The following is a 19821-nucleotide window of genomic DNA, read 5'->3' on the forward strand; positions in this document are numbered from 1 at the left end:
GAGCCATCGGTTGGGCCGCCTGCGTGAAGTTTCAGAAAGCCTCCCGCTAGTCCTAATTGGTATCTTCAAATACCAGGGCTGGGGGCGCCATGACACGTGCGGTATTCGCCAGCTCATCGATCAGGTGGTTGGCGAAGTAGCTGTTCTGCGTGTCGGGTTCGAGCGCGGCCACGGCCAGGTTGGCGCGGGGCTGGTTCAGGGGCACGTAGAAGCTGCCGGCTGGCACGTCGATGGCGCTGCGTACGGGCGACACCTGCACGCGCACGATGCCCGTACCGCCTGCGATGGTGCCGATCACGTCCTGCCGGTCACCGGAATCCCGGCCCGTTTCGCGGTAGATGTCGGCCAGCGCAGACCCTGGCTCGGCCACGCGCATCACCTGCAGGCCCAGCAGCCTCAGACGCTCGACGGCGGCGGTAGAGCTGGCCGACAGCCAGTAGCCACACGGCCGGGCACGGGTTTTTGTCGGGCGCAAGGTGAGGGATGAGTTCCAGTCCACGCGGATCAGGCGGTCTGCGCCTGTCTCTGGGTCGAGGAAATCCAGTTCGCGCTGGGTGGGCGTGGCGGCGGCCTCGACCACCACCTGGTCGCGGCAAGCCTGGGCGCTCACGTCGCGCGCCACAAACGAACGAACCTGCTCCAGGTTGGCCGCCCGCTCGGCGGTGCTGCGCAAGGCGCTGGTGATGGCCGTGACCTGCGAGTGCACGCGTCGCTGGATGTGCATGCGCCCGATGCCCACGCCACGTGTCTCGATCAACAGGCTCACGGTGTTTTTCAGGCCATTCACGTTGCGGCCGGTGTCGGGCTGCGTGCCGCCCATGGAGACGCGCTTGTCGTCTGGAAGGGTGGAGGTGGTGTAGTACCAATCGCTTGTCAGTCCCTGGGTCTTGAGTGCCGCGACCATGGGCTGGTGGTACCACTCCTGCGAAGCCTTGGTCAAAAACTCGGGGTAGTTGGCCGTGGTGGTGTACTGCAGCAGTGCGTCGTAGCGCTGGATGGCGTTGAATTTTTGCAGGTAGCGGCCCACCACCGTGTACTCATGGGCATCCACCACCAGGATAGGGCGGTAGTCGTTCACCACCTTGGCCAGCGCACGGGCCTCGGGGGTGTTCAGCAGCAGGTGGTCGCGGTTCATGTCCACGCCATTCGCTGTGACCCGGGTGCCCACGGCCGCACCATCGGGGTTGGCACGGGGCACCACCACCACGTTGATCCTGTCCAACAAAGGTTCAAGCAGGCCCTGCGTCAGTTCGCGGCTGATCACCAGCAGCGCCTCGCTGCCTGCGGGCTCGTCTCCGTGCTGCTGGCCGATCATGACCACCGTGGGCCGACCGCTTGTGTCCAGGTTGGCGGGCTCGGTGCCCGTGGCGCGGGTGACCAGCAGGCCCAGAATGGGTTCTCCGCGTTGCGACGTGCCTAAGTTGAGCAGCTTCGTGCGCGTGGAGCTGCGGGGCGCAGGGTCGGCCAGCGCATGCAGCCATTGGCCGAGTTCGGCATTGGTGGTGAAGGCCCTGCGGTCCGGCCCCAGGCCGGGCGTGCTGTATGCCATGGGTGGATCGGGGAACCGAGCCGCCACCGCCGCGCCATAGGGGGGCGCCATGGGGCCTTCGTTTTGCACCACCAGCGGGGCGGGCGGCGGCAAGGGGCTGGCTACCGCACCCTGGCGCTGCGCCTGAGCCTGGGGTGCCTGGCCCAAGGGCGCGGGCACTACCGTACCTGGTTGTACGCGGGGCAACGGGGCCGGCGCGCTCGTTCGTGTTGCGGGCGTGGATGGCCATGGGGGCAGCGGAGTGCTGGAGCACGCCGTCAGCAACGCGGCTGCCAGCAGTGCAGATGCCTTCCACGGCATCCGCAGCCGGTGGGCGTGTGGGGGCTGGGCCGAAGAGGCTTCTGGTGAGGCGCTGTGGCGGGTGGAGTGCATGTTCATGGTGATCTTTGCCATTGGGCCCTGGTGGGACGGCTTTGTTACGTGGATGTTACCTGCCCGTCAATGCCATGCCGTGTCAGCGTACATCCCGTTGCAAACCCATGATGAAGGAGCCAAAACCCTCTACAGCGTCACAATTTTGGGGCAGGAGGGAGTGGGCTGGTGGGCTGGGTCGCAGCCGCCGTGGCGGGGGTGGGCGGCGTGGGCAAGGGATTCGTCTGCGGCGCCATCTTCAAGCGCAGCAGTGCGCGCACGAAGCCGTGGTCCGAGCGGGAGCGATCACGCCCTTCGTGGAGGTGGTCGTTGAAATAGTCCACGCGCCTCACATCGCCCACGCTGTTCCTGCCGTTGTGCACGAACTCCTCGCTCACCAGTATCTGGTCGAGCACGCTGGGCGAGCCCTGGTGGATGTGTGAGTACGCCACGTCCTTCTTCAGTGCCGCATCGCCCTGCAGATCGTAGGCATTGAACAGCGCCACATCGCGTGCCGAGCGGTCATAGGCAATCTCATTGGTGGCGCAGATGAGCTGAGTGGTGACGCTGTCGGGCGTGTCATTGAAGTCGCCCATGACCACGAGCGGCACGCTGGTGCGGTGCAGCAGGTCAATGACCAGGCAGCGCAGTGCCATGGCCTCGGCGCCCCGCATGATCAGGGAGCGCAGCGATGCCAGTGCCATGACCTTGCGGTCGTCCCGGTCTTCGGCCGGGTTGCCCTGCGCATCCTGCAGAAACTTGGGTCGCTTGGATTTGAGGTGGGTCGTCAGCACATTCAGGCACTGTCCATGCTTCATGCGCAAGGTGGCAACCAGTGGCGGCCGTTCGAAGCGCGTATGCAGGCCCAGGCCTGGAACGTCCACCTGGAAGCCCGGTGGAAACTCCGCAAACGATTGCAAGGCATCCACTTTGAGCCGTGTGGCGATGCCCACGCGGGGGGTACCCTGTGCACCGCCATGCGTGGCATCGTTCTCCGCCCCGGGAACCTCCACGAAGTCATAGCGCAGGCCGCTGCGGCTGAGGGCGCCCTTGAAGGCGGCGTCGTCCCACACCTCCTGTACGGCCAGCACATCGGCATTGAGCATGCGAAACCGGTCGCCCAGCCAAGTGAGCTTGCGATCAAACTCTGTCTGGCTGTAGAGGTCCTGATTCTCGTAGAACAGGCGGCCGGGATTGGCCAGGTTGAGCACATTGCAGGTGGCCACCATCAGAGTGGCCAGGGGCTGGGGTAGGTCGTTGGGGCGCATGGGCCACAGCATCGCACAAGGAGCTGCTGCAGCCCGGGGCCAGGCTGCAAATCAGAAGGCCTGCAGTGCGCTGCCTGATAGCACGTGCAGCCCGGCCGGGCGTGTCTGTACAGCATGGACCAGGGCTCGGGCCACATCGACACCCGGGCGGGCACGGTAGTTGGCAGGGATCAGTGGGTCCAGCAGCTTGAAGGCCTTGATGGACAAGGACTCTGCGGGGCGCGCGGCCTGGCCCAGGGCTTGGCGTTCGCCCAGTAGGAGGGAGGGGCGTGCGATCACCAGCGTGGTGAAGCCCAGGCTTTGGAGCGCCTGCTCGACCTCGCCCTTGACGCGGTTGTAGAAGATGCGGGAGCGGGCGTCGGCGCCCATGGCGGTCACCACGCCGCAGCGGGAGGCACCAGCCGCCAGAGCCGTGCGCGCGGTGGCGATCACCGCATCCTGGTCCACGGCGCGAAAGGTCTGCTGGCTGCCGGCCGCTGCAATGGTGGTGCCGAGCGTGATGTACACGTCGTCCACATGCGGCAGGCCACGCAGGGCGGGCTTGGCCGCCAGTGCTGCAAAGTCCACGGCGTGCAGGTGCAGCCGTGGGTGTTGGATATCCGGCGTGCGCCGACCCAGGGCATGCAGTGCATGCACCTCAGGCGGCAGCGCCTCGTTGCAGGGCGCTGCGCTTACGTTGATTGTGCTTTCGGATGCTGACGGATCAGCGGCCAAAAGAGCCGCGAGAACCGCCCGGCCCACGAGACCCGTTGCCCCTGCCACCAGAACCACCCGTGCCGCCTCCGCCATAGCCGCCACCTCCACCGTTGCCACCACGATAACCACCGCCACGGCGACCGCCGCCGCCCATGCTGTCCACGCTCGTGCGCATCGGGTCGGGTTGGCCGCCAGCGCCACCGGCGGCATGGCCGGAGTTGCGGTGGCCCGGGTTTGCATGGCCCATGTGCGTGCCCAGGTGGGCATTGGCGCGTGGGGGTTGCGAATCATCGTAGCGGTTGCCGCCTTCATAGCCGCCACCGCCACCGTTGCCACCGCCGCCGGAACGGCCGCGTGCAGGAGCCTGGCCGCCAGCGCGTGCGCCGCCGCCCTGGCCGCCGCCACCCGCACGGCCGCCACGCGGACCATTGGCACCACCACCGCCGCCGGCTGCGGCACCGCCGCCAGCGCGGCCGCCACGGCCACCACCACCATTGCCACCGCCGGCAGGGCGGGGGCCGCGATCACCGCCACCACCTCCGCCAGCACCCTGGCCGGCCTTGTTGGTGCGGATGCGTTCCATCATTTCGCTGCGGGCGGCCTTGGCGGCAGCCTGCATCACGTCGCGGCTCGGGGGCTTGCCTGCGCCGCCCCAGATGGTCTGGCGGCCCATGGCGATGGGCTCGGCCTTCTCACCGGCGTCGGGGCCGAAGCCTTCGATGATCTGGACGGGGATCTGCTGCTTGGTGAAGCGCTCGATGTCCATCATGAAGCCTTCTTCGTCCATGCAGACCAGGCTCACGGCTTCACCGCTGTTGCCGGCACGGCCGGTGCGGCCGATGCGGTGGACGTAGTCTTCCGAGACGTTCGGGATTTCGTAGTTGACGACGTGTGGCAGCTCGTCGATGTCGATGCCGCGTGCCGCGATGTCGGTGGCCACCAGGGCGCGGATGTCACCGCTCTTGAAGCCGGCCAGGGCTTGCGTGCGGGCGCTCTGGCTCTTGTTGCCGTGCAGCGCCATGGCGTTCACGCCGTTCTTGGTCAGGAACTCGGCCACGTTGTTGGCGCCGAACTTGGTGCGGGTGAACACCAGCACTTGGCTCCAGTTGTGCTGCTGGATGATGTGCAGCAGCACCTGCTTTTTCTTGCCGCGGCCCACGGGGTGGATCACCTGGGTGATGCGCTGCACCGTGGTGTTGCTGGGCGTGACCTGGATGCTCTGGGGGTTCTTGAGCAGCGTGTTGGCAAGGTCGCGGATCTCGTCGCTGAAGGTGGCCGAGAACAGCAGGCTCTGCTTTTCGCGGGGCACCAGGGCCAGCACCTTCTTCACGTCGTGGATGAAGCCCATGTCCAGCATGCGGTCGGCTTCGTCGAGCACCAGCACCTGCACGGTCGACAGGTCCAGGAAGCCCTGTTGCTGCAGGTCCAGCAGGCGGCCGGGGGTGGCCACCAGGATGTCCACGCCTCGCTTGATGCGGTCGATCTGCGGGTTCATGCCCACGCCGCCGAAGACGACGGTAGAGTTGATGTCGAGGTACTTGCCGTATTCGCGCACGGACTCTTCCACCTGGGCGGCGAGCTCGCGGGTGGGCGTCAGCACCAGGGCACGGATGCCCTTTCCGCCGAACTTGTTCTTGGGCGCAGCGCTTTGCGAAAGGCGGTGCAGCAGGGGCAGGGTGAACGCGGCGGTCTTGCCGGTGCCAGTCTGCGCGCCGGCCAGCAGGTCGTGGCCTGCGAGCACGGCGGGGATGGCCTGGGCCTGAATGGGCGTGGGGGTTTCGTAGCCCGTTTCGTGCACGGCCTTCAGGATGGCAGGAGCCAGGTTCAGTTCGTCAAATGTCATGTCGTTGAATGCGCCCATCCGGGGCGCTGGGTATCGGCCTGTCGTACAACCGGGGGGTTGCCGAGCCAGTCTCAAGCCGACGAGGTTCAAGGGTGGGAGCCTGGAAGCTGATGCTTCCTTCGTCCCCAGCAGTGTGCTGATGTGGCAGGCAACTGGAGCCCGCTACGGTGGGTATTGTCGCATGGCCCGATAATCTCGGTTTGCACGCAGAATTTCTGCTCACTTTTGCAGGTTTGACACTCAATGGCCCAATACGTTTTTTCCATGAATCGCGTCGGCAAGATCGTGCCCCCTAAGCGGCAGATTTTGAAAGACATTTCCCTGAGCTTTTTCCCAGGTGCCAAGATTGGCGTGTTGGGTACCAACGGTTCGGGCAAGTCCACCCTCCTGAAGATCATGGCGGGCCTTGACAAGGAAATCGAAGGCGAAGCCATCCCCATGGCGGGCCTGAACATCGGTTACCTGCCCCAGGAACCCCAGCTCGACCCCACGCAAACTGTGCGCGAGAGCGTGGAAGCGGGCATGGGCAAGCTATTTGCCGCCAAGGCCCGTCTGGAAGAGGTCTATACCGCCTACGGCGCCGAAGATGCCGACTTCGACGCGCTGGCCGCCGAACAGGCCGAGCTGGAAGCCATCATTGCCACCGCCGGTACCGACTCGGAACACCAGCTTGAAATTGCTGCCGACGCGCTGCGCCTGCCTCCGTGGGACGCCAACATTGGCGTGCTCTCTGGTGGTGAAAAGCGCCGCGTGGCCCTGTGCCGACTGCTGCTGTCCAAGCCTGACATGCTGCTGCTCGACGAGCCAACCAACCACTTGGATGCCGAATCGGTAGACTGGCTGGAACAGTTCCTGCAGCGCTACTCGGGCACCGTGGTGGCCATCACCCACGATCGTTACTTTCTCGACAACGCCGCAGAGTGGATTCTGGAACTGGACCGGGGCTCCGGCATCCCATACAAGGGCAATTACTCCGACTGGTTGACCCAGAAGGGCGCCCGTCTGGAAGCCGAACAAAAGGGTGAAGAAGCCCGCGCCAAGGCCCTGAAGAAGGAGCTGGAGTGGTCGCGCCAGAACCCCAAGGCCCGCCAGGCCAAGAGCAAGGCCCGTCTGGCCCGCTTTGAGGAATTGAGCGACTACGAATACCAGAAGCGCAACGAAACCAACGAAATCTTCATCCCTGTGGCGGACCGCTTGGGCAGCCAGGTGATCGAGTTCAAGAACGTCACCAAATCTTTTGGCGACCGTGTGTTGATCGACAACTTGAGCTTCAACATCCCTGCAGGCGCCATCGTTGGCATCATCGGGCCCAACGGCGCCGGTAAGTCCACGCTGTTCAAGCTGATCGCCGGCAAGGAAAAGCCGGATTCGGGTGAGGTCGTCATTGGCTCCACCGTCAAGATGGCCTTCGTGGACCAGCACCGTGATGACCTGTCCAACGACAAGACAGTGTGGGAAGACGTGTCCGGCGGACTCGATATCCTCAACGTCGGCAAGTTCCAGATGGCGAGCCGCGCCTATTGCGGACGGTTCAACTTCAATGGCGGCGATCAGCAAAAGAAGGTCGGCATGCTCTCCGGGGGGGAGCGCGGTCGCCTGCACTTGGCCAAGACCCTGATTGCCGGCGGTAACGTGCTGATGCTGGATGAACCCTCCAACGATCTGGACGTGGAAACTCTGCGGGCTCTGGAAGATGCGTTGTTGGAATTTGCCGGCACCATGTTGGTAATCAGCCACGATCGCTGGTTCCTGGACCGGATCGCCACACACATCCTGGCCGCCGAAGGTGACAGCCAGTGGACGTTCTTTGACGGCAATTACCAGGAGTACGAGGCTGACAAGAAGAAGCGACTGGGTGAAGAGGGTGCAAAACCCAAGCGAATGAGGTTCAAAGCCCTCAAATAAGGCGTCAGGTCAAGTAGCATTGCATCTGGAAACCTGTCGTCCGATCGATTCCTCCCCACCATGTCCCAGTCCGCTTCTCGTTCGAGAACTGTTTTTCGCGCCTGTGTCGTCAACGCCGTGCGTGGGGGCGAGGCGTTGATGCAGGAGCTGGTCAAGGTTACTCAAGGGGCCTTGACCGGCGAGGAGTCTGTCGTCCGCAATATCCAGCAGCGCAATCTGGTCAGCGACAGCCTGAGGTTTCTGAACCAGCACGAAGCGGCGTTGGTCAAGGGCTATCCCATGGCGCTGCTGGAGATCTTTGCCGAAGGTCCGTCTACGGCCAAAGGCCGCAGTTCGGCCGAAGACACTGGCATGGACTTTGGCGAGCTCTCGCTCATGGATGAGAACGAGATGCAGGCGCAGGTGGAGCTCTCCAAGGCGCAGCAGTCGGCGCTGCATGCCACCGATGCAGTGCTCGCAGAACTCAATACCCTGGTGAGTTCCGCGCAGGGGCTGCGCAGTGTGCAGCCCGAGCGCAATCCACTGCGTCCCGAAAGCTATATCCGCGCCCTTCAGCAGGTTGTCGGCGATACCGGTGTGTCGCCGGAAGTGCGCCAGCTGTGGATGCAGCACATGCGTGACCTTTTGGGCAAGCTGCTGGTGGATGAATACAAGAAGACGGCGGCGAGCCTGCGCGAACACGGGGTGCAACCCGTGGGTTACGCCGTGCTGGGAACTCCCGCTGGCAATTCCGGCCGAGGCGGCGGCTATGGCGGCGCCGGCCCGAATACCGGGATGGGCACCGGCTATGGTGGCGGCTACTCAGGCTATGGCAACTCCATGGCTACGCCAATGGGTGACTATGGCACCACCGGGTACGGTCGGGGCGTCGGCCCGTCGACAGGCTGGAGCGGCGACTCCATGCAATCGCAGATGGGGCCTGGGGCGGCTGCAGAAGAGGCACTGCTGACAGTGGGAATTCTGCGCCAGATGTTGGCAGGCGGCGATCCCTTTGACCCGCGTGCATATGGTGCCATGCCATCACAGCCGGTAGCGCTGCAGCCCGTCTGGGTGGCTCCCGCTGGCGTGGGCGGCGGCGCGCAAGTGGCGGCCCATGGTGGCTATCTTCCTGCGGGGGCTGCTGCAGAAGCCATCGAGGACATGGCCCAGCTCGAACGCCTGGTGGGCAGGCTGGCCAGTGGCAGCCAGGCGGCTTCGCTGTCGGCACCTTTGACGGGGTGGCGGGGACCGGGCGTGGCCCCCGTGGTTTACGCCGCAATGCCGATGGATGCGGCCACCCAGTCACCGGCGATGGCCATGGAAGTGGTCGGCCGCATGATGCAGAACATTGCCCAGGATGCCCGCCTGTTGCCGCCCGTGCAGCAGGCCGTGAAAAGCCTTGAGCCCGCGCTCAAGCAACTGGTGTCACACGACGGGCGGTTTTTCACCGATGGATCTCATCCTGCACGCCGTTTGCTCGACGAACTGACGCAGCGCAGCCTGGCCTTCACTGCCGAGTCCACACCAGGGTTCAGCCGCTTCATGCGACTGGTCCAAGGGGCGGTGGATCACCTGACCGCCAACGAAATCAAGGATGCAGGGCCTTTCGATACCGTACTCAAGGCCCTGCAGTCTGCCTGGGAGACCCAGGAACAGAAGATCAAAGCCCATCAGGAGGCGCAGCAAAAAGCCCTGTTGCAGGCGGAGCAGCGGGAAATGCTGGCCGAAAAAACGGCGGCAGACATCCGCAGGTTGCCAGACCTGGAGAACGTCCCTGCCGACGTGCTCGATTTTGCTGCCGGCCCCTGGGCCGACGTGATCGCTTTGGCGCAGGTGTTGAAGGGGGGCGATGGCCAGGACGAAGATCCCGGGGGTTACCTGGCGCTGGTGCCGGTGCTGCTGTGGAGCTCACAACCCGACCTGACCCGCCAGGAGCCAGATCGCCTGAACGAGGCCATCCCCGGCCTGCTGGCCAAGCTGCGCAAGGGGCTCAAGACCATCAACTACCCCGCAGTTCAAACCAGCGCGTTTCTGCAGCGGCTGGTGGGATTGCACCAGTCGGCCTTTGAAAAGCCTGCCCCCGCGCCAGTGCCGGTGCCACAGCCAGAGCCCGAGGTGGTGGTCGAAGCCGCACCTGCAGAAGCACCATCTTCTGCCGCTGCCCCTGAAGACAGCGCCCAGGTGCCGGTGGATGCACCTGATCCCTATGCTGATTTTGTGATTGGCGCGTGGGTCGAGCTGGTCACCAATGGCAGGGTCGTGCGCACGCAACTCACCTGGGCAAGCCCGCACGGCACGTTGTTCCTTTTCACCGCACCCGATGCAAGCACGCAGTCCATGACCCGGCGCATGCGAGATAAGCTGGCTGCGGATGGCTCCTTGCGGGTGGTTCCGGCTGTGCCCACGACAGCCCGTGTTCTGGACGCTGTTGCAGCAGGATCATCCCGGAAGGGGGCCAGCGGCGCTCCTTCCTCCAAAGTGGCCTCGCTGGGCTCCAAGTCTTCCAAGACCCGCTAGTGCGGGCGCCCTCCAGGCGTTCCGAAATCACGTTGACGGTTCGCCCCACCTGCTGTCCCGTAGAAAAGAGGCGCTCAATCCACCGATGCACCTTGGTGCGCCCAGGTGCACTCAGCTGCGGAGCAACTTTTTGCGGACCAGGTGGATGTGATTGCGCAGCGCGTACAGCTCGTCGGCGTAGGACAACGGTACGCTCACCTTTTCGGCCTGTGCCTCCAGTGCATTGAGGGCCTTGAGCAGTTCTGCGGAATCTGCCTTGCCAGCCTCCATGTCGTTTTCAATCTCACGAAGCCGGCCATACCAGCGGAAAACGCGTGATCGCACCCTGAACTGGTACAGCGGTGGCACGACGCGCGACAGTGGCAGCATGATCGCCAGCAGGATGCCCAGCACCAGCCACATGCGCTCGATCAGGTTTGCCATCCAGAACGGCAGGTAGCGCTGCAGCATCGGCACCGGCTCGTTCATGGCCCGGTCGCCTTCCTTGGCCATTGGCAGCTCGCTGTTGCGTGAGTTGGGGAACTCCCGGGCCCGGTTGAACCAACCCGATCCGCCATGCAGCTTCTGCGCGTTTTGCGCAAACAGCGTAAGCAGGGCCGGATGTGTGGCATCGCGTGCCAGCAGCGAGGTGGTGGATGCCACCAGCCGCACATCCCGTGCAGGCACGTTGGTGGCCAGATCCACCACGCCGCGAGGCAGCGTGACGGGCGTCAGGAACGGAAAGCGCCGTGCATAGGCCTCGTGCTGGGCAAAGTCCAGCAACTGCACGCCGGGTGTCTGCAGCAGCATCTGCACCATCAGCGACTCCGGGGCCGATGCAAACACCAGCGCATCGAGCTTGCCTGCCAGAAAATCCACGGTGGCGGGCGTTTGCTCCAGCCGGAACATCTGCACGGAGCCTGGCGACACCTTGTTGGCGTCGAGCAGGCGCTCCATCAATTTGGGCACGCCACTGCCGTCCGAGCCTACATTGACCCGCCAGCCACGCAGCTGCCGCAGGCTGTCGATGCGCGGTGTGTTGTACGCACGTTCGGCGGAATCTGTGCGGTAAAACAGCCACACGGGTTCTACAAAGAGGCTGCCCAGGGATACCAGCTGGTCGGCGTCATCGGGCTGCAATTCGGCTGTGCCTCCCTGCACAAACGCCACATCGGCCTTGCCTTCCCGCAGTAACTGGAGATTGTGCGAAGAGCCATCGCTGGGCAGTAGCCGCACTTCGATGCCGTCCACGGCCAGCGCTTTCTGGTACCGCTTGCCAAATTCCTCGTAGGCGCTTTGCGCCGGGCCCGTGGCCAGTGTCACGGTTTTTGGCGGATTGGGGTTGAGCCACCAGTAAGCCAGCACCAGCAAACCCACTGCCAGAAATGCGAGAGGACCGGCTGACACGATCAGATCGCGCAGAGAAAGCAGTGTGTTGCGGAAAGCCTGGGACATGGGACGGGTATTGAACATGGGATGGAGCAAACCCGGGCCTCGGCGACCGCGCCGAGACCAGTGTGTTTGCTCATGCTGTGGTGGTGTGCGTTTCTGGCCAATGCGGCCAGGAACGAAAAAATGGCTCCCGGCCTATGGCTTGCTGCTGCGCCGCTGGCGCTCGTAGGCCACGCATTCCTGTAGGGAGAGCTGATCGTTCTGGTCCGCATCTGCCGCCTCAAAATAGGCCATGCGGGTCCCCACCACCTCCTTGAACGACAGCTTGCCATCGCCGTCCTTGTCAATGGCGGCAAGCCGCCTCAGGCGACCTTTGCCCATGCGTGGCACCTGGGCCAGGTCGGCGAGCTGGACATAGCCAGTCGCATCGGGCGAGAGGCTGTGCCAGCTTTGCACGATGTCCTGATGAAACTCTTCCAACGACACACTTCCATCGTGGTTCAGGTCGGCAGACGAGCAGATCGCCTGGAGCCGGTCGGTGCGCGAGGGGCGTGCCGGTTTCTGGCTGGCTGCAGTCGCGGCTTTGGGTGGAGATGTGGGCGAGGACACTGGAGCGTCTGCCGCCTGGGCGGCTGTGGTGAGCCCCAGGGTGAAGGCGCCTGCCACGGCAGCGCCGCAAAGCAGGTGCATGGCGCGCAGAGCATGCTGGGTCATTGTCTTGATCATCATTGGACCCCCTTACCACCACCAGCGCTGGCTGGGGCTGCGGTTGCAGGGCCAGACCATGGTGTGTGCGCCCGGGCGAACTTGGCCGGCCTCCACATCCAGGCATTTGCCGGTGAGCTGGCTCACGATCTGCCCGCCCCGGGTGCTCCAGCTCTGGCTGCGCGAGCCCGAGCAGGACCACAGCACCACCCGCGCGCCATCGCGCGGGTCGCCCCGGTCTACGTCCACGCACAGGTCGCGCACCCGGATCTCACCGCCGCGCCCCACGGCAAACCGTTGAGACGCCGTGCCGTTGCATTCATACACTTGCAGCGTCGTGCCGGGCTGGAACTTGCCGCCGCGTACATCCAGGCACAGGCCGCCTCCCGCACGGATCTCGCGGCCCCAGTCGCCACCCTGATGGGGGTAATCCGGGTACTCGGGGCGCCGGTCGTTGTCGTGCCGGTTGTGGTTGGCCAGCAGGGCAATCCCCGCGATGGCTGCCACTGCTGCCACAGCCGCTCCAGCGTTGGAGCCACTGTTGTTGCCGGGGGCGTAGCTGCGCGTGACCTTGAAGCGCCCGCCGCAGCCGCCGTTGGTCCACAGCTCGCGGTTGGTCAGGTCATAGCCCCAGGTGCGGTTGAAACGACAGACGCCCTGCGTCTGCTCCACCAGATCGACCTGGGTCACATCGTCCGCCAGGCGGTAGGAGGTATAGCCGCCGCTGGACTGCAAATCCACCACCTGGTCCTGCGCCTGCACTGCCTGGACGCTCATGAGCAATGGCAGGCACAGCAGCCACGCGGGTTTCCGAAAGGCCGGGTCTTTCATGGTTTTCTCTCCTCGTTGCGATAAGGGGCGGGGGGCTGGCAGGGCTCGCCGCAGGGCGCCACCCTCTGTCTGCATCATAGGATGGCCTGCAGCCATCGCGTTCGGTTGTAGTTCGCGCCATCGGTTGAAATCCCGTTGGCCCCACGGCGCCGGTTCGTGCATGATGGCACCGCGCCAGGGCAAGACTGTGTCTGCCTGTGTCATTCCCAACCACTGCCGTGCCCGATGAAACGCTTCTATGTCGTTGCCTCCATCCCACTGCTGCTGGCGGCGCTGATTCCGATTGCGGCCTCGCTGTGGGTAGCCCATCGCAAAGCCAAGGACGATCAGATCACCTACCTGACGTCGTTGGCGGACGAAGTGCTGCGGCGCGGCGTGGCCTCGCGCCAGCAGCTGGTGGCCGCGCTCAACGCGCTGGACCGGGACCCGCACCCACCCTGCAGCCAGGCCAGCCTCACGCGCATGCAGCAGCTCGTGGGCACCTCGTTCTACCTGCAAGGCATGGGGTCGGTGATGGACGGCACCCTGGTCTGCAGCACGCTCACCCAGGGCAGTGACCTGGTGCCGCTCACCGGGAACCACATGGTCACCGCCACCGGGATTGCCAGCTGGATTGGCGCCCGCCCGCCTTTTGCGCCTGATCAGCCCTTCAACATCTACGCCCGCAACGGCCACGCGGTGATCATCCACCCCGGCATCGTGATCGACATGCCGGTGCTTCACGCCGATGTCTCGCTGGGGTTGCTGATCAGCGCGCCGCAGGCGCTGATACGGTCCAAGGGCCCGCTGGATGCGCAGTGGCTGGCTTTGTACACCCCCCATGCCAGCAGCCAGGTCGAAAGCGACACCCACCACATCGTTTTCCGGGCATCGAAAGACAACAACATTGCAGCCATTGCCGCAGCCCCCAAGGCCCAGGCCTACGGCGGGCTCTGGGCCCAGGCGCTGATCCTTGCGCCGCTGGGCCTGGTCGCCAGTGCCCTGTTTGCACTGGGCGTGGCGGTGCTGACCCGGTGGCAGCTGTCGCCGCGTGTGCGGCTGCGGGCAGCCCTGCGTCGGCGCGAGTTTTTCATCCTCTACCAGCCCATCGTCGATCTGCAAACGGACCAATGGGTGGGGGCAGAGGCGCTGCTGCGCTGGCGCCGCCGCAATGGCACCCTGGTACCGCCCGACGAGTTCATTGCCGAAGCCGAGAAGGCCGGGGTCATCGCTCCCATCACGCGCTACGTGATCGACATGGTGCTGGCCGACCTGCCTGAGCTGCTCAAGGCCCGCCCGGGTTTTCATGTGAGCCTGAACCTCTCTCCCCAGGACCTGGTGGCCGACGGGCCCGTGCAATACCTGCAGCGGCGTTTCAGCGCCATGGAGTTTCCGGCAGGCGCGCTGATGCTGGAAGTCACCGAGCGGGGGCTGGTGGACATCGAAGCAGCGCGTCCCGCGCTGCTGGCGGCGCGGCAGATCGGGGCGTCGATTGCGCTGGATGACTTCGGCACGGGCTACTCCAGCCTGTCCATGCTGGAGTCCATCGACATCGACACCCTCAAGATCGACCGCATCTTCATCGCCAGCATCGGCGCGCAGGCTGCCATCAGCCCGGTTACCACCCACATCATCGAAATGGCCCACACGCTCAAACTGGCGCTGATTGCCGAGGGTGTGGAGACGCAGGACCAGGTGGACTTCCTGATCGCGCGCGGCGTGCGCCAGGCCCAGGGCTGGAAGTTCGCCCGCGCAATGCCCTTGGAGGAACTGCTGGTGGGGCTGCGCGCGGCACCGCCCTCCCACACGCAGTAACGCCACCCAACCCCCCTCCCAACCTGCGCCAGGTTTTCAGCAGCGCCTGTTCACTTGAGCATTAGTGCCGACCCGCTGCCGTGAATCCGAAAGACCGCCACGGCATTCACGAGGTCGTCGGCCTGCCCGCGCAGGCTCGATGCGGCGGCCGCCATTTCCTCCACCAGTGCGGCATTCTGCTGGGTCGCCTGGTCCATCAGCGTGACCGCTTCACCCACCTGCGTGACCCCCGCGCTCTGTTCAGAGCTGGCAGCGCTGATCTCGCCCATGATGTGCGTCACATTGCGGATGCTGGCCACCACCTCGGTCATGGTTTGGCCTGCCTTGTCCACCAGGGCAGTGCCGTGCTCCACGCGCCCCACGCTTTCGGTGATCAGTTGCTTGATCTCTTTGGCGGCAGCGGCGCTGCGCTGGGCCAGGTTGCGCACCTCGCTGGCCACCACGGCAAAGCCCCGGCCCTGCTCGCCTGCGCGGGCGGCTTCCACGGCGGCATTCAGCGCAAGGATGTTCGTCTGGAAGGCGATGCCGTCGATCACGCTGATGATGTCGTTGATCTTGCGGCTGGAGTCGTTGATGTCCTTCATGGTGGCAACCACCATGGCCACCACTTCGCCCCCCTGCTGCGCGACGGTCGAGGCCGAATGCGCGAGCCGGTTGGCACTCACCGCGTTGTCCGCGTTCTGCCTCACGGTCGAACCCAGCTGCTCCATCGACGCTGCGGTTTGCTGCAGCGCACTGGCCTGCTGTTCGGTGCGCATCGACAGGTTGTGGTTGCCCTGCGCGATCTCGGCGCTGGCGGTAGAGACACTCTCCGACCCCTGGCGCACCCCCGCCACCAGATTCGACAGACTTTGGCGCATGGCCTCCATCGAGGCAACCACAGTGGCGATTTCGTCCTTGCCCTGCGCTACAAGTGGCGTTGCTAGGTTGCCCCGTGCAAACTCCTGCGTGGCCCGGCTGGCCTCGTTCAGGGGCCTGACGATGGAGCGCATGGTGGCGATGCCCAGTACGCAGGCAAACACCACCATCGCCACACTCAGCACAATTAGCTGCAGGCGCAGCGATTCAAACTGGCGCACCGACTGCTCGCTGGCCCGTTTGCTGATGGCGTCACTCTCGGCCAGAAATGTGCCGATGTTGCCCACCAGCTTGGTCAGCAGGGGGCGGCATTCCGTGTTGATCTTCTGGATCGCTGCGTCCTTCTCGCCCTGGCTGCCCAGCCGCGTGATCTCCAGCGCGATCGGCCCATAGGCGGCTTCCGTCTCCTTGATCTGGGCCAGCAGGCTGCGCAGGGGCGCTGTTTCGGGCGGGGCGGTCTGGAGGGCCTGTTCCACGCTCTTCAGGGCCCGCCCCATGCTGTCGTGCGCTGCCCCGATGAGCCGGAGTTCGGCGGCGGCATCTTCTTTCGACCCCGCAATCATCAGGTTGCGGGCCGAGATGGCCCGCGCGTTAGCCGCATCCAGCACCTGGATGCCCAGGCTCTTGACCACATTCAGGTGATTGACCTGGTTGTCCAGGCTCTCCTGCGTCTTCGCTTCTCCGTGCAGGCCCATGATGGCCACCAGGATCAAGGCACCGGTGATAACCACATAACCAATGCCAAGTCGCGTCTTGATGCTCAGGTTTTGCAGGACATTCATGCCATGGGCCCTCCAGCTGGTGATAACGATGATGCACTTTTGCGGGCTCAAGCGTCACGTTCTTAGGCTTTTGTGAACCAGCAGCCACATGTGCTCAGGCAACGCGGGGCGCCACGGCGGGTCACTGCTGAAGCCGGTGGCGTGTCGTGGTGATTGATGTTGAGCGACTTTCCAGTCCAGTCAAGGTTTTTTTGACCGCGCACAGGAGGCCCCGCAAGCCATGCGCTGCGCTGCTGAATCTCTTCGTTGCATCGCCGCGCCAAGCCAGTGGTGGAGCTGCTGGTTGGGTGGTCGGGCTAGTCAGAATGGATGGCCCCAATCACCCATCGATTGCCCCGTGCATAGGATGACGGAATGGCATCTTTCCCGGCTCAACCTGCCTTGAGTCTGAAGCGCGCCACGACCTCGATCAGCCGCCCAGCCTGGTCGCGCAGCGACTCAGAGGCGGCAGCAGATTGCTCCACCAGTGCGGCATTCTGTTGGGTCATGCTGTCCAGTTGAGAGATGGCTGTGTTGACCTCGACCACGCTCTGGGTCTGTTCTTTGATGGCGCTGGCGATTTCGCCAATCAAATGGCTTACCTGCTGTACCGAGCCCACCACTTCATCCATTGTTCGGCCAGCTTCGCCGACCAACTGCGCTCCGCCTTCCACTTGATCGACCGAGCTTGAGATCAGCTCTTTAATCTCCCGTGCTGCCTGCGCGCTGCGCTGCGCGAGCGTTCGCACCTCGGTGGCCACCACTGCAAACCCGCGCCCTTGCTCCCCGGCCCGTGCCGCCTCCACTGCTGCATTCAATGCCAGGATGTTGGTCTGAAACGCAATGCCATCAATCACACCAATGATGTCTCCAATCTTGCGCGACGAGGATTGAATGCCGTCCATGGTGCTCACCACGCGTGCCACCACTTCGCCGCCCCTGACCGCCACGGTCGAGGCTGCCGACGCCAACTGGTGAGCCTGCTGCGCAGACGTTGAGCTGTGGCGCACTGTTTCGGTGACTTGCTGCAGCGCTGCAGATGTCTCCTCGATGCTGGCGGCCGCCGCCTCGGTGCGTACTGACAAGTCCTGCCCGCCGTTGCTCACCTCTTCACTGGCAGTCGCGATGCTGTCGGCGCTGCGACGCACGTTCGTGACGGATTCGTTCAGGGCCTGTTGCATGCGGGCAAGGGCGCGCAACAGGTCACCCAACTCATCGCCGCGCGACGAATGCACTTCACCCGTCAGGTCGCCATCAGCGATGCGATCGGCCGTGCCCGCTGCAAAACTCAGGGGGATGGTGAGCGAACGTGTCAGCACCCAGCCAATTGCGGCACCGAGGGCCAAGGCCACTGCAACCATCAGCCAGATGCCCCAAAGCACCGCGCGATAACTCTCGGTGCCTTTTTGCTGTGCCTTTTCCACCCCTTCATCGTTGCGCTGGTTGAGCTTGCCAATGGCGTCGGTGGTTGCGCGAAACGCCTGCCGTGAATCACCCCGCAGGTACGCCAGGGCCTCTTCACCCTTGCCGTCCCGCACCAGGGCCAGCAGTTGGCTCTGGGTACCTTTGTAGCGTTCGACCGCAGCTTTGAAGGTGTCAAAAAGCTTGCGCTCTGCGTCGTCGTCCAGGGTGTTTGCGTAGGCCTGCAGCAGCTTGGGTACCAGGGTCCACTGCTTGTCTATGCGCGCACTTTCTTCTTGCAGGGCTTTGTCACCGCCACCAAGCAGCACCTGCAGCTCCGCACGGCGCATTTGATTGAGCGCTTCGTTGAGGCCTGCCAACTGCTGGGTGCTGGGCAACCAGTTGGTGGCGAGGTCCTCCACGCTGCCTTGCACCCGATTGACGCGGTTCACGGCAAACAACCCCATGGCCAGCACCAATGTCAGCAAAAGGCCAAAACCCAGGCCCATGCGCAAACCGACTCGCAGATTTGACAGTCGCATGCTTTTCTCCTCAAAAAAATTGGCTAGAGTCAGATCGAGAACATGTTCCTAACAAGTAAGTAGCAAGTAGCGCAAGCACCGAGGGCCTCGGTGCTTACCGCGCAGGGAATGCGCGCTCCGTGCATGAAAAGGCCTGCGAGGAAAAGCGCCCACAGCCGCAGCTATTGAGAGCATCCGCAGCGCCGCAGATCACCCCATGCCCCGATTGAACTCGGAACAGCGATATGCGCAAAGTTGTTTTGCGCACAGTATCCGCCGGCCAGATGGTTTTGGATAGGTGTGGAGGCGTGGGCGCAAAGCAGCAGCCCATGGCCCCTGCTGGATCTGAGGCTGAATAGGGAAGAGGTGGCGTTCAGCGCGAAGGCGACGCCATCGTCGCGGCCTACCGCAGGTCGGCGGCAGCGGGGAGATACAGGCCTTCGGCGGTGGTGATCGCCCGTGCCGCCCGTGCCGCCCGCGCCGTGGCGATGGCCGTGGCCTCGGCCGCCATGGTGGCCAGCACCATCATGCCCAGGCTCTTGCCGCTGCGGCCCGTGCCCAGGCTGAAGAGGGTGTCGCCGTCGGACATGGTGTGCACCGGGTTGATGCTGCGCGCCAGCCCGTCGTGGGCGGCCACGGCCAGGCGGTGGGCCTGCACCTTGGTGATCACGGCATCGGTGGCCACGACGCCGATGGTGGTGTTGGTGCCCGCCAGTAGCGGCTGGGGCGGGTCGCCGCGCAGCAGGGCGCGGCGCGTGTCGCGCAGGCGCAGGCCGTCGTCGGTGCGGGCCCCGGCGATGACTTGCGCGGTATCAGGGTCGATCACATCGCCCAGTGCATTGCAGGCGATGAGGGCGCCCACCGTGACGCCGTCCACGGTGACGGACGCCGTGCCAATGCCGCCCTTCATGGCGCGCTGGATGCCGAAAATCTTGCCCAGGGCCGCGCCGGTGCCCGCGCCCACGTTGCCTTCGGCGGGGTCAGCGGAGGAGGCGGCCTCGCACGCCGCATAGCCTGCTGCCGCATCGGGGCGCACGCGCATGTCGCCTACCAGCAGGTCGAACAGCACGGCGGCGGGCACGATGGGCAGGCGGCCCACGGCCACGTCAAAGCCCACGCCGCGCTCTTCGAGCCAGCGCACGGCGCCTGTGGCGGCGTCCAGCCCCCAGGCGCTGCCTCCGGCCAGCATGATGGCGTGCACCTGGTCCACCAGGTTGGAGGGGTGCAGCAGGTCCGTCTCGCGTGTGCCGGGGGCGGCGCCGCGCACATCCACGCCGGCCACGGCGCCTTCGCGGGTGATGATGACGGTGCAGCCCGTGGGGCGGCGGGTTTCGGTGAAGTGGCCGACCTCGATGCCGGCCACGCGGGTGATGCTGCCAGCGTCGCCAGCCAGTGCGTTGGAGGAACTCATGGCCGTTGATTATGGTGCCCGGGCGCAGTGCCCTGCTTGCGCAGCATCAGTGGCCTGATG

13 protein-coding genes are annotated in these 19821 nt (G+C 64.7%); 3 read left to right on the forward strand and 10 right to left on the reverse strand.

The features are described 5' to 3' along the window. Positions 1 to 52 precede the first annotated feature (52 nt). The 4 genes from ASE52_RS02460 to ASE52_RS02475 all read right to left on the reverse strand — a co-directional run bounded on the left by ASE52_RS02460 (position 53) and on the right by ASE52_RS02475 (position 5707). On the reverse strand, positions 53 to 1849 hold the full coding sequence (locus ASE52_RS02460) for a M14 family metallopeptidase (protein WP_085940287.1): 1797 nt from the start codon (positions 1847 to 1849) through the stop codon (positions 53 to 55). A gap of 209 nt (positions 1850 to 2058) precedes the next feature. Then, the gene (locus ASE52_RS02465; RefSeq protein ID WP_057225104.1) at positions 2059 to 3168 is read right to left on the reverse strand and encodes an endonuclease/exonuclease/phosphatase family protein; all 1110 of its coding nucleotides are present in this window, start codon (positions 3166 to 3168) and stop codon (positions 2059 to 2061) included. 51 nt (positions 3169 to 3219) lie between these two features. Beyond that, complete coding sequence (locus tag ASE52_RS02470) at positions 3220 to 3804, reverse strand: nucleoside-diphosphate sugar epimerase (protein ID WP_241776899.1); 585 nt, start codon at positions 3802 to 3804, stop codon at positions 3220 to 3222. 67 nt (positions 3805 to 3871) lie between these two features. Then, positions 3872 to 5707 (reverse strand): DEAD/DEAH box helicase, encoded by a 1836-nt coding sequence (locus tag ASE52_RS02475; RefSeq protein WP_057225107.1) that lies wholly within the window; start codon positions 5705 to 5707, stop codon positions 3872 to 3874. 243 nt (positions 5708 to 5950) lie between these two features. Here ASE52_RS02475 and ettA point away from each other — a divergent pair, with 243 nt between their 5' ends. Beyond that, positions 5951 to 7612, forward strand: a complete 1662-nt coding sequence (ettA, locus tag ASE52_RS02480) for an energy-dependent translational throttle protein EttA (protein ID WP_010460919.1) — start codon at positions 5951 to 5953, stop codon at positions 7610 to 7612. A 60-nt stretch (positions 7613 to 7672) separates the two neighbouring features. Beyond that, the gene (locus tag ASE52_RS02485) at positions 7673 to 10108 is read left to right on the forward strand and encodes a DUF1631 family protein (protein ID WP_057223542.1); all 2436 of its coding nucleotides are present in this window, start codon (positions 7673 to 7675) and stop codon (positions 10106 to 10108) included. A 111-nt stretch (positions 10109 to 10219) separates the two neighbouring features. Here the strand turns inward: ASE52_RS02485 and ASE52_RS02490 are convergent, their stop codons facing one another. The 3 genes from ASE52_RS02490 to ASE52_RS02500 all read right to left on the reverse strand — a co-directional run bounded on the left by ASE52_RS02490 (position 10220) and on the right by ASE52_RS02500 (position 13015). Beyond that, positions 10220 to 11542, reverse strand: a complete 1323-nt coding sequence (locus ASE52_RS02490; protein ID WP_057223545.1) for a TAXI family TRAP transporter solute-binding subunit — start codon at positions 11540 to 11542, stop codon at positions 10220 to 10222. Between the two features lie 132 nt (positions 11543 to 11674). Further along, positions 11675 to 12208, reverse strand: a complete 534-nt coding sequence (locus ASE52_RS02495; protein WP_057223547.1) for an EF-hand domain-containing protein — start codon at positions 12206 to 12208, stop codon at positions 11675 to 11677. A 9-nt stretch (positions 12209 to 12217) separates the two neighbouring features. Then, positions 12218 to 13015, reverse strand: a complete 798-nt coding sequence (locus ASE52_RS02500; RefSeq protein ID WP_057223549.1) for a lectin — start codon at positions 13013 to 13015, stop codon at positions 12218 to 12220. Between the two features lie 225 nt (positions 13016 to 13240). On the opposite strand from ASE52_RS02500, the gene ASE52_RS02505 reads away from it, so the two are divergent. Further along, positions 13241 to 14809, forward strand: coding sequence for an EAL domain-containing protein (locus ASE52_RS02505; RefSeq protein ID WP_057223551.1), 1569 nt, complete (start codon positions 13241 to 13243; stop codon positions 14807 to 14809). Positions 14810 to 14859: 50 nt separating this feature from the next. On the opposite strand, the gene ASE52_RS26390 is transcribed toward ASE52_RS02505, so the two are convergent. The 3 genes from ASE52_RS26390 to ASE52_RS02520 form a co-directional block, all read right to left on the reverse strand. Then, positions 14860 to 16449 carry a methyl-accepting chemotaxis protein gene (locus ASE52_RS26390; RefSeq protein ID WP_057223554.1) on the reverse strand — a complete coding sequence of 530 codons (1590 nt, stop codon included), beginning with the start codon at positions 16447 to 16449 and terminating at the stop codon, positions 14860 to 14862. Positions 16450 to 16820: 371 nt separating this feature from the next. Further along, positions 16821 to 18371: a methyl-accepting chemotaxis protein gene (locus ASE52_RS02515; protein WP_082606736.1), complete on the reverse strand. Its 1551-nt coding sequence runs from the start codon at positions 18369 to 18371 to the stop codon at positions 16821 to 16823. 382 nt (positions 18372 to 18753) lie between these two features. Continuing rightward, positions 18754 to 19761 carry a P1 family peptidase gene (locus tag ASE52_RS02520; RefSeq protein ID WP_057223556.1) on the reverse strand — a complete coding sequence of 336 codons (1008 nt, stop codon included), beginning with the start codon at positions 19759 to 19761 and terminating at the stop codon, positions 18754 to 18756. Positions 19762 to 19821 lie beyond the last annotated feature (60 nt).

The sequence above is a fragment of the Acidovorax sp. Root275 genome (genome assembly GCF_001428965.1).
In the GTDB taxonomy this organism is placed as follows: domain Bacteria; phylum Pseudomonadota; class Gammaproteobacteria; order Burkholderiales; family Burkholderiaceae_C; genus Acidovorax; species Acidovorax radicis.

What these genes read in the sequence shown, in the direction of transcription:
- ASE52_RS02460 (WP_085940287.1), bottom strand. Translation starts at nt 1,849, where the DNA reads ATGCCGTGGAAGGCATCTGCACTGCTGGCAGCCGCGTTGCTGACGGCG.
- ASE52_RS02465 (WP_057225104.1), bottom strand. Translation starts at nt 3,168, where the DNA reads ATGCGCCCCAACGACCTACCCCAGCCCCTGGCCACTCTGATGGTGGCC.
- ASE52_RS02475 (WP_057225107.1), bottom strand. Translation starts at nt 5,707, where the DNA reads ATGACATTTGACGAACTGAACCTGGCTCCTGCCATCCTGAAGGCCGTG.
- ettA (WP_010460919.1), top strand. Translation starts at nt 5,951, where the DNA reads ATGGCCCAATACGTTTTTTCCATGAATCGCGTCGGCAAGATCGTGCCC.
- ASE52_RS02485 (WP_057223542.1), top strand. Translation starts at nt 7,673, where the DNA reads ATGTCCCAGTCCGCTTCTCGTTCGAGAACTGTTTTTCGCGCCTGTGTC.
- ASE52_RS02490 (WP_057223545.1), bottom strand. Translation starts at nt 11,542, where the DNA reads ATGTCCCAGGCTTTCCGCAACACACTGCTTTCTCTGCGCGATCTGATC.
- ASE52_RS02495 (WP_057223547.1), bottom strand. Translation starts at nt 12,208, where the DNA reads ATGATGATCAAGACAATGACCCAGCATGCTCTGCGCGCCATGCACCTG.
- ASE52_RS02500 (WP_057223549.1), bottom strand. Translation starts at nt 13,015, where the DNA reads ATGAAAGACCCGGCCTTTCGGAAACCCGCGTGGCTGCTGTGCCTGCCA.
- ASE52_RS02505 (WP_057223551.1), top strand. Translation starts at nt 13,241, where the DNA reads ATGAAACGCTTCTATGTCGTTGCCTCCATCCCACTGCTGCTGGCGGCG.
- ASE52_RS26390 (WP_057223554.1), bottom strand. Translation starts at nt 16,449, where the DNA reads ATGAATGTCCTGCAAAACCTGAGCATCAAGACGCGACTTGGCATTGGT.
- ASE52_RS02515 (WP_082606736.1), bottom strand. Translation starts at nt 18,371, where the DNA reads ATGCGACTGTCAAATCTGCGAGTCGGTTTGCGCATGGGCCTGGGTTTT.
- ASE52_RS02520 (WP_057223556.1), bottom strand. Translation starts at nt 19,761, where the DNA reads ATGAGTTCCTCCAACGCACTGGCTGGCGACGCTGGCAGCATCACCCGC.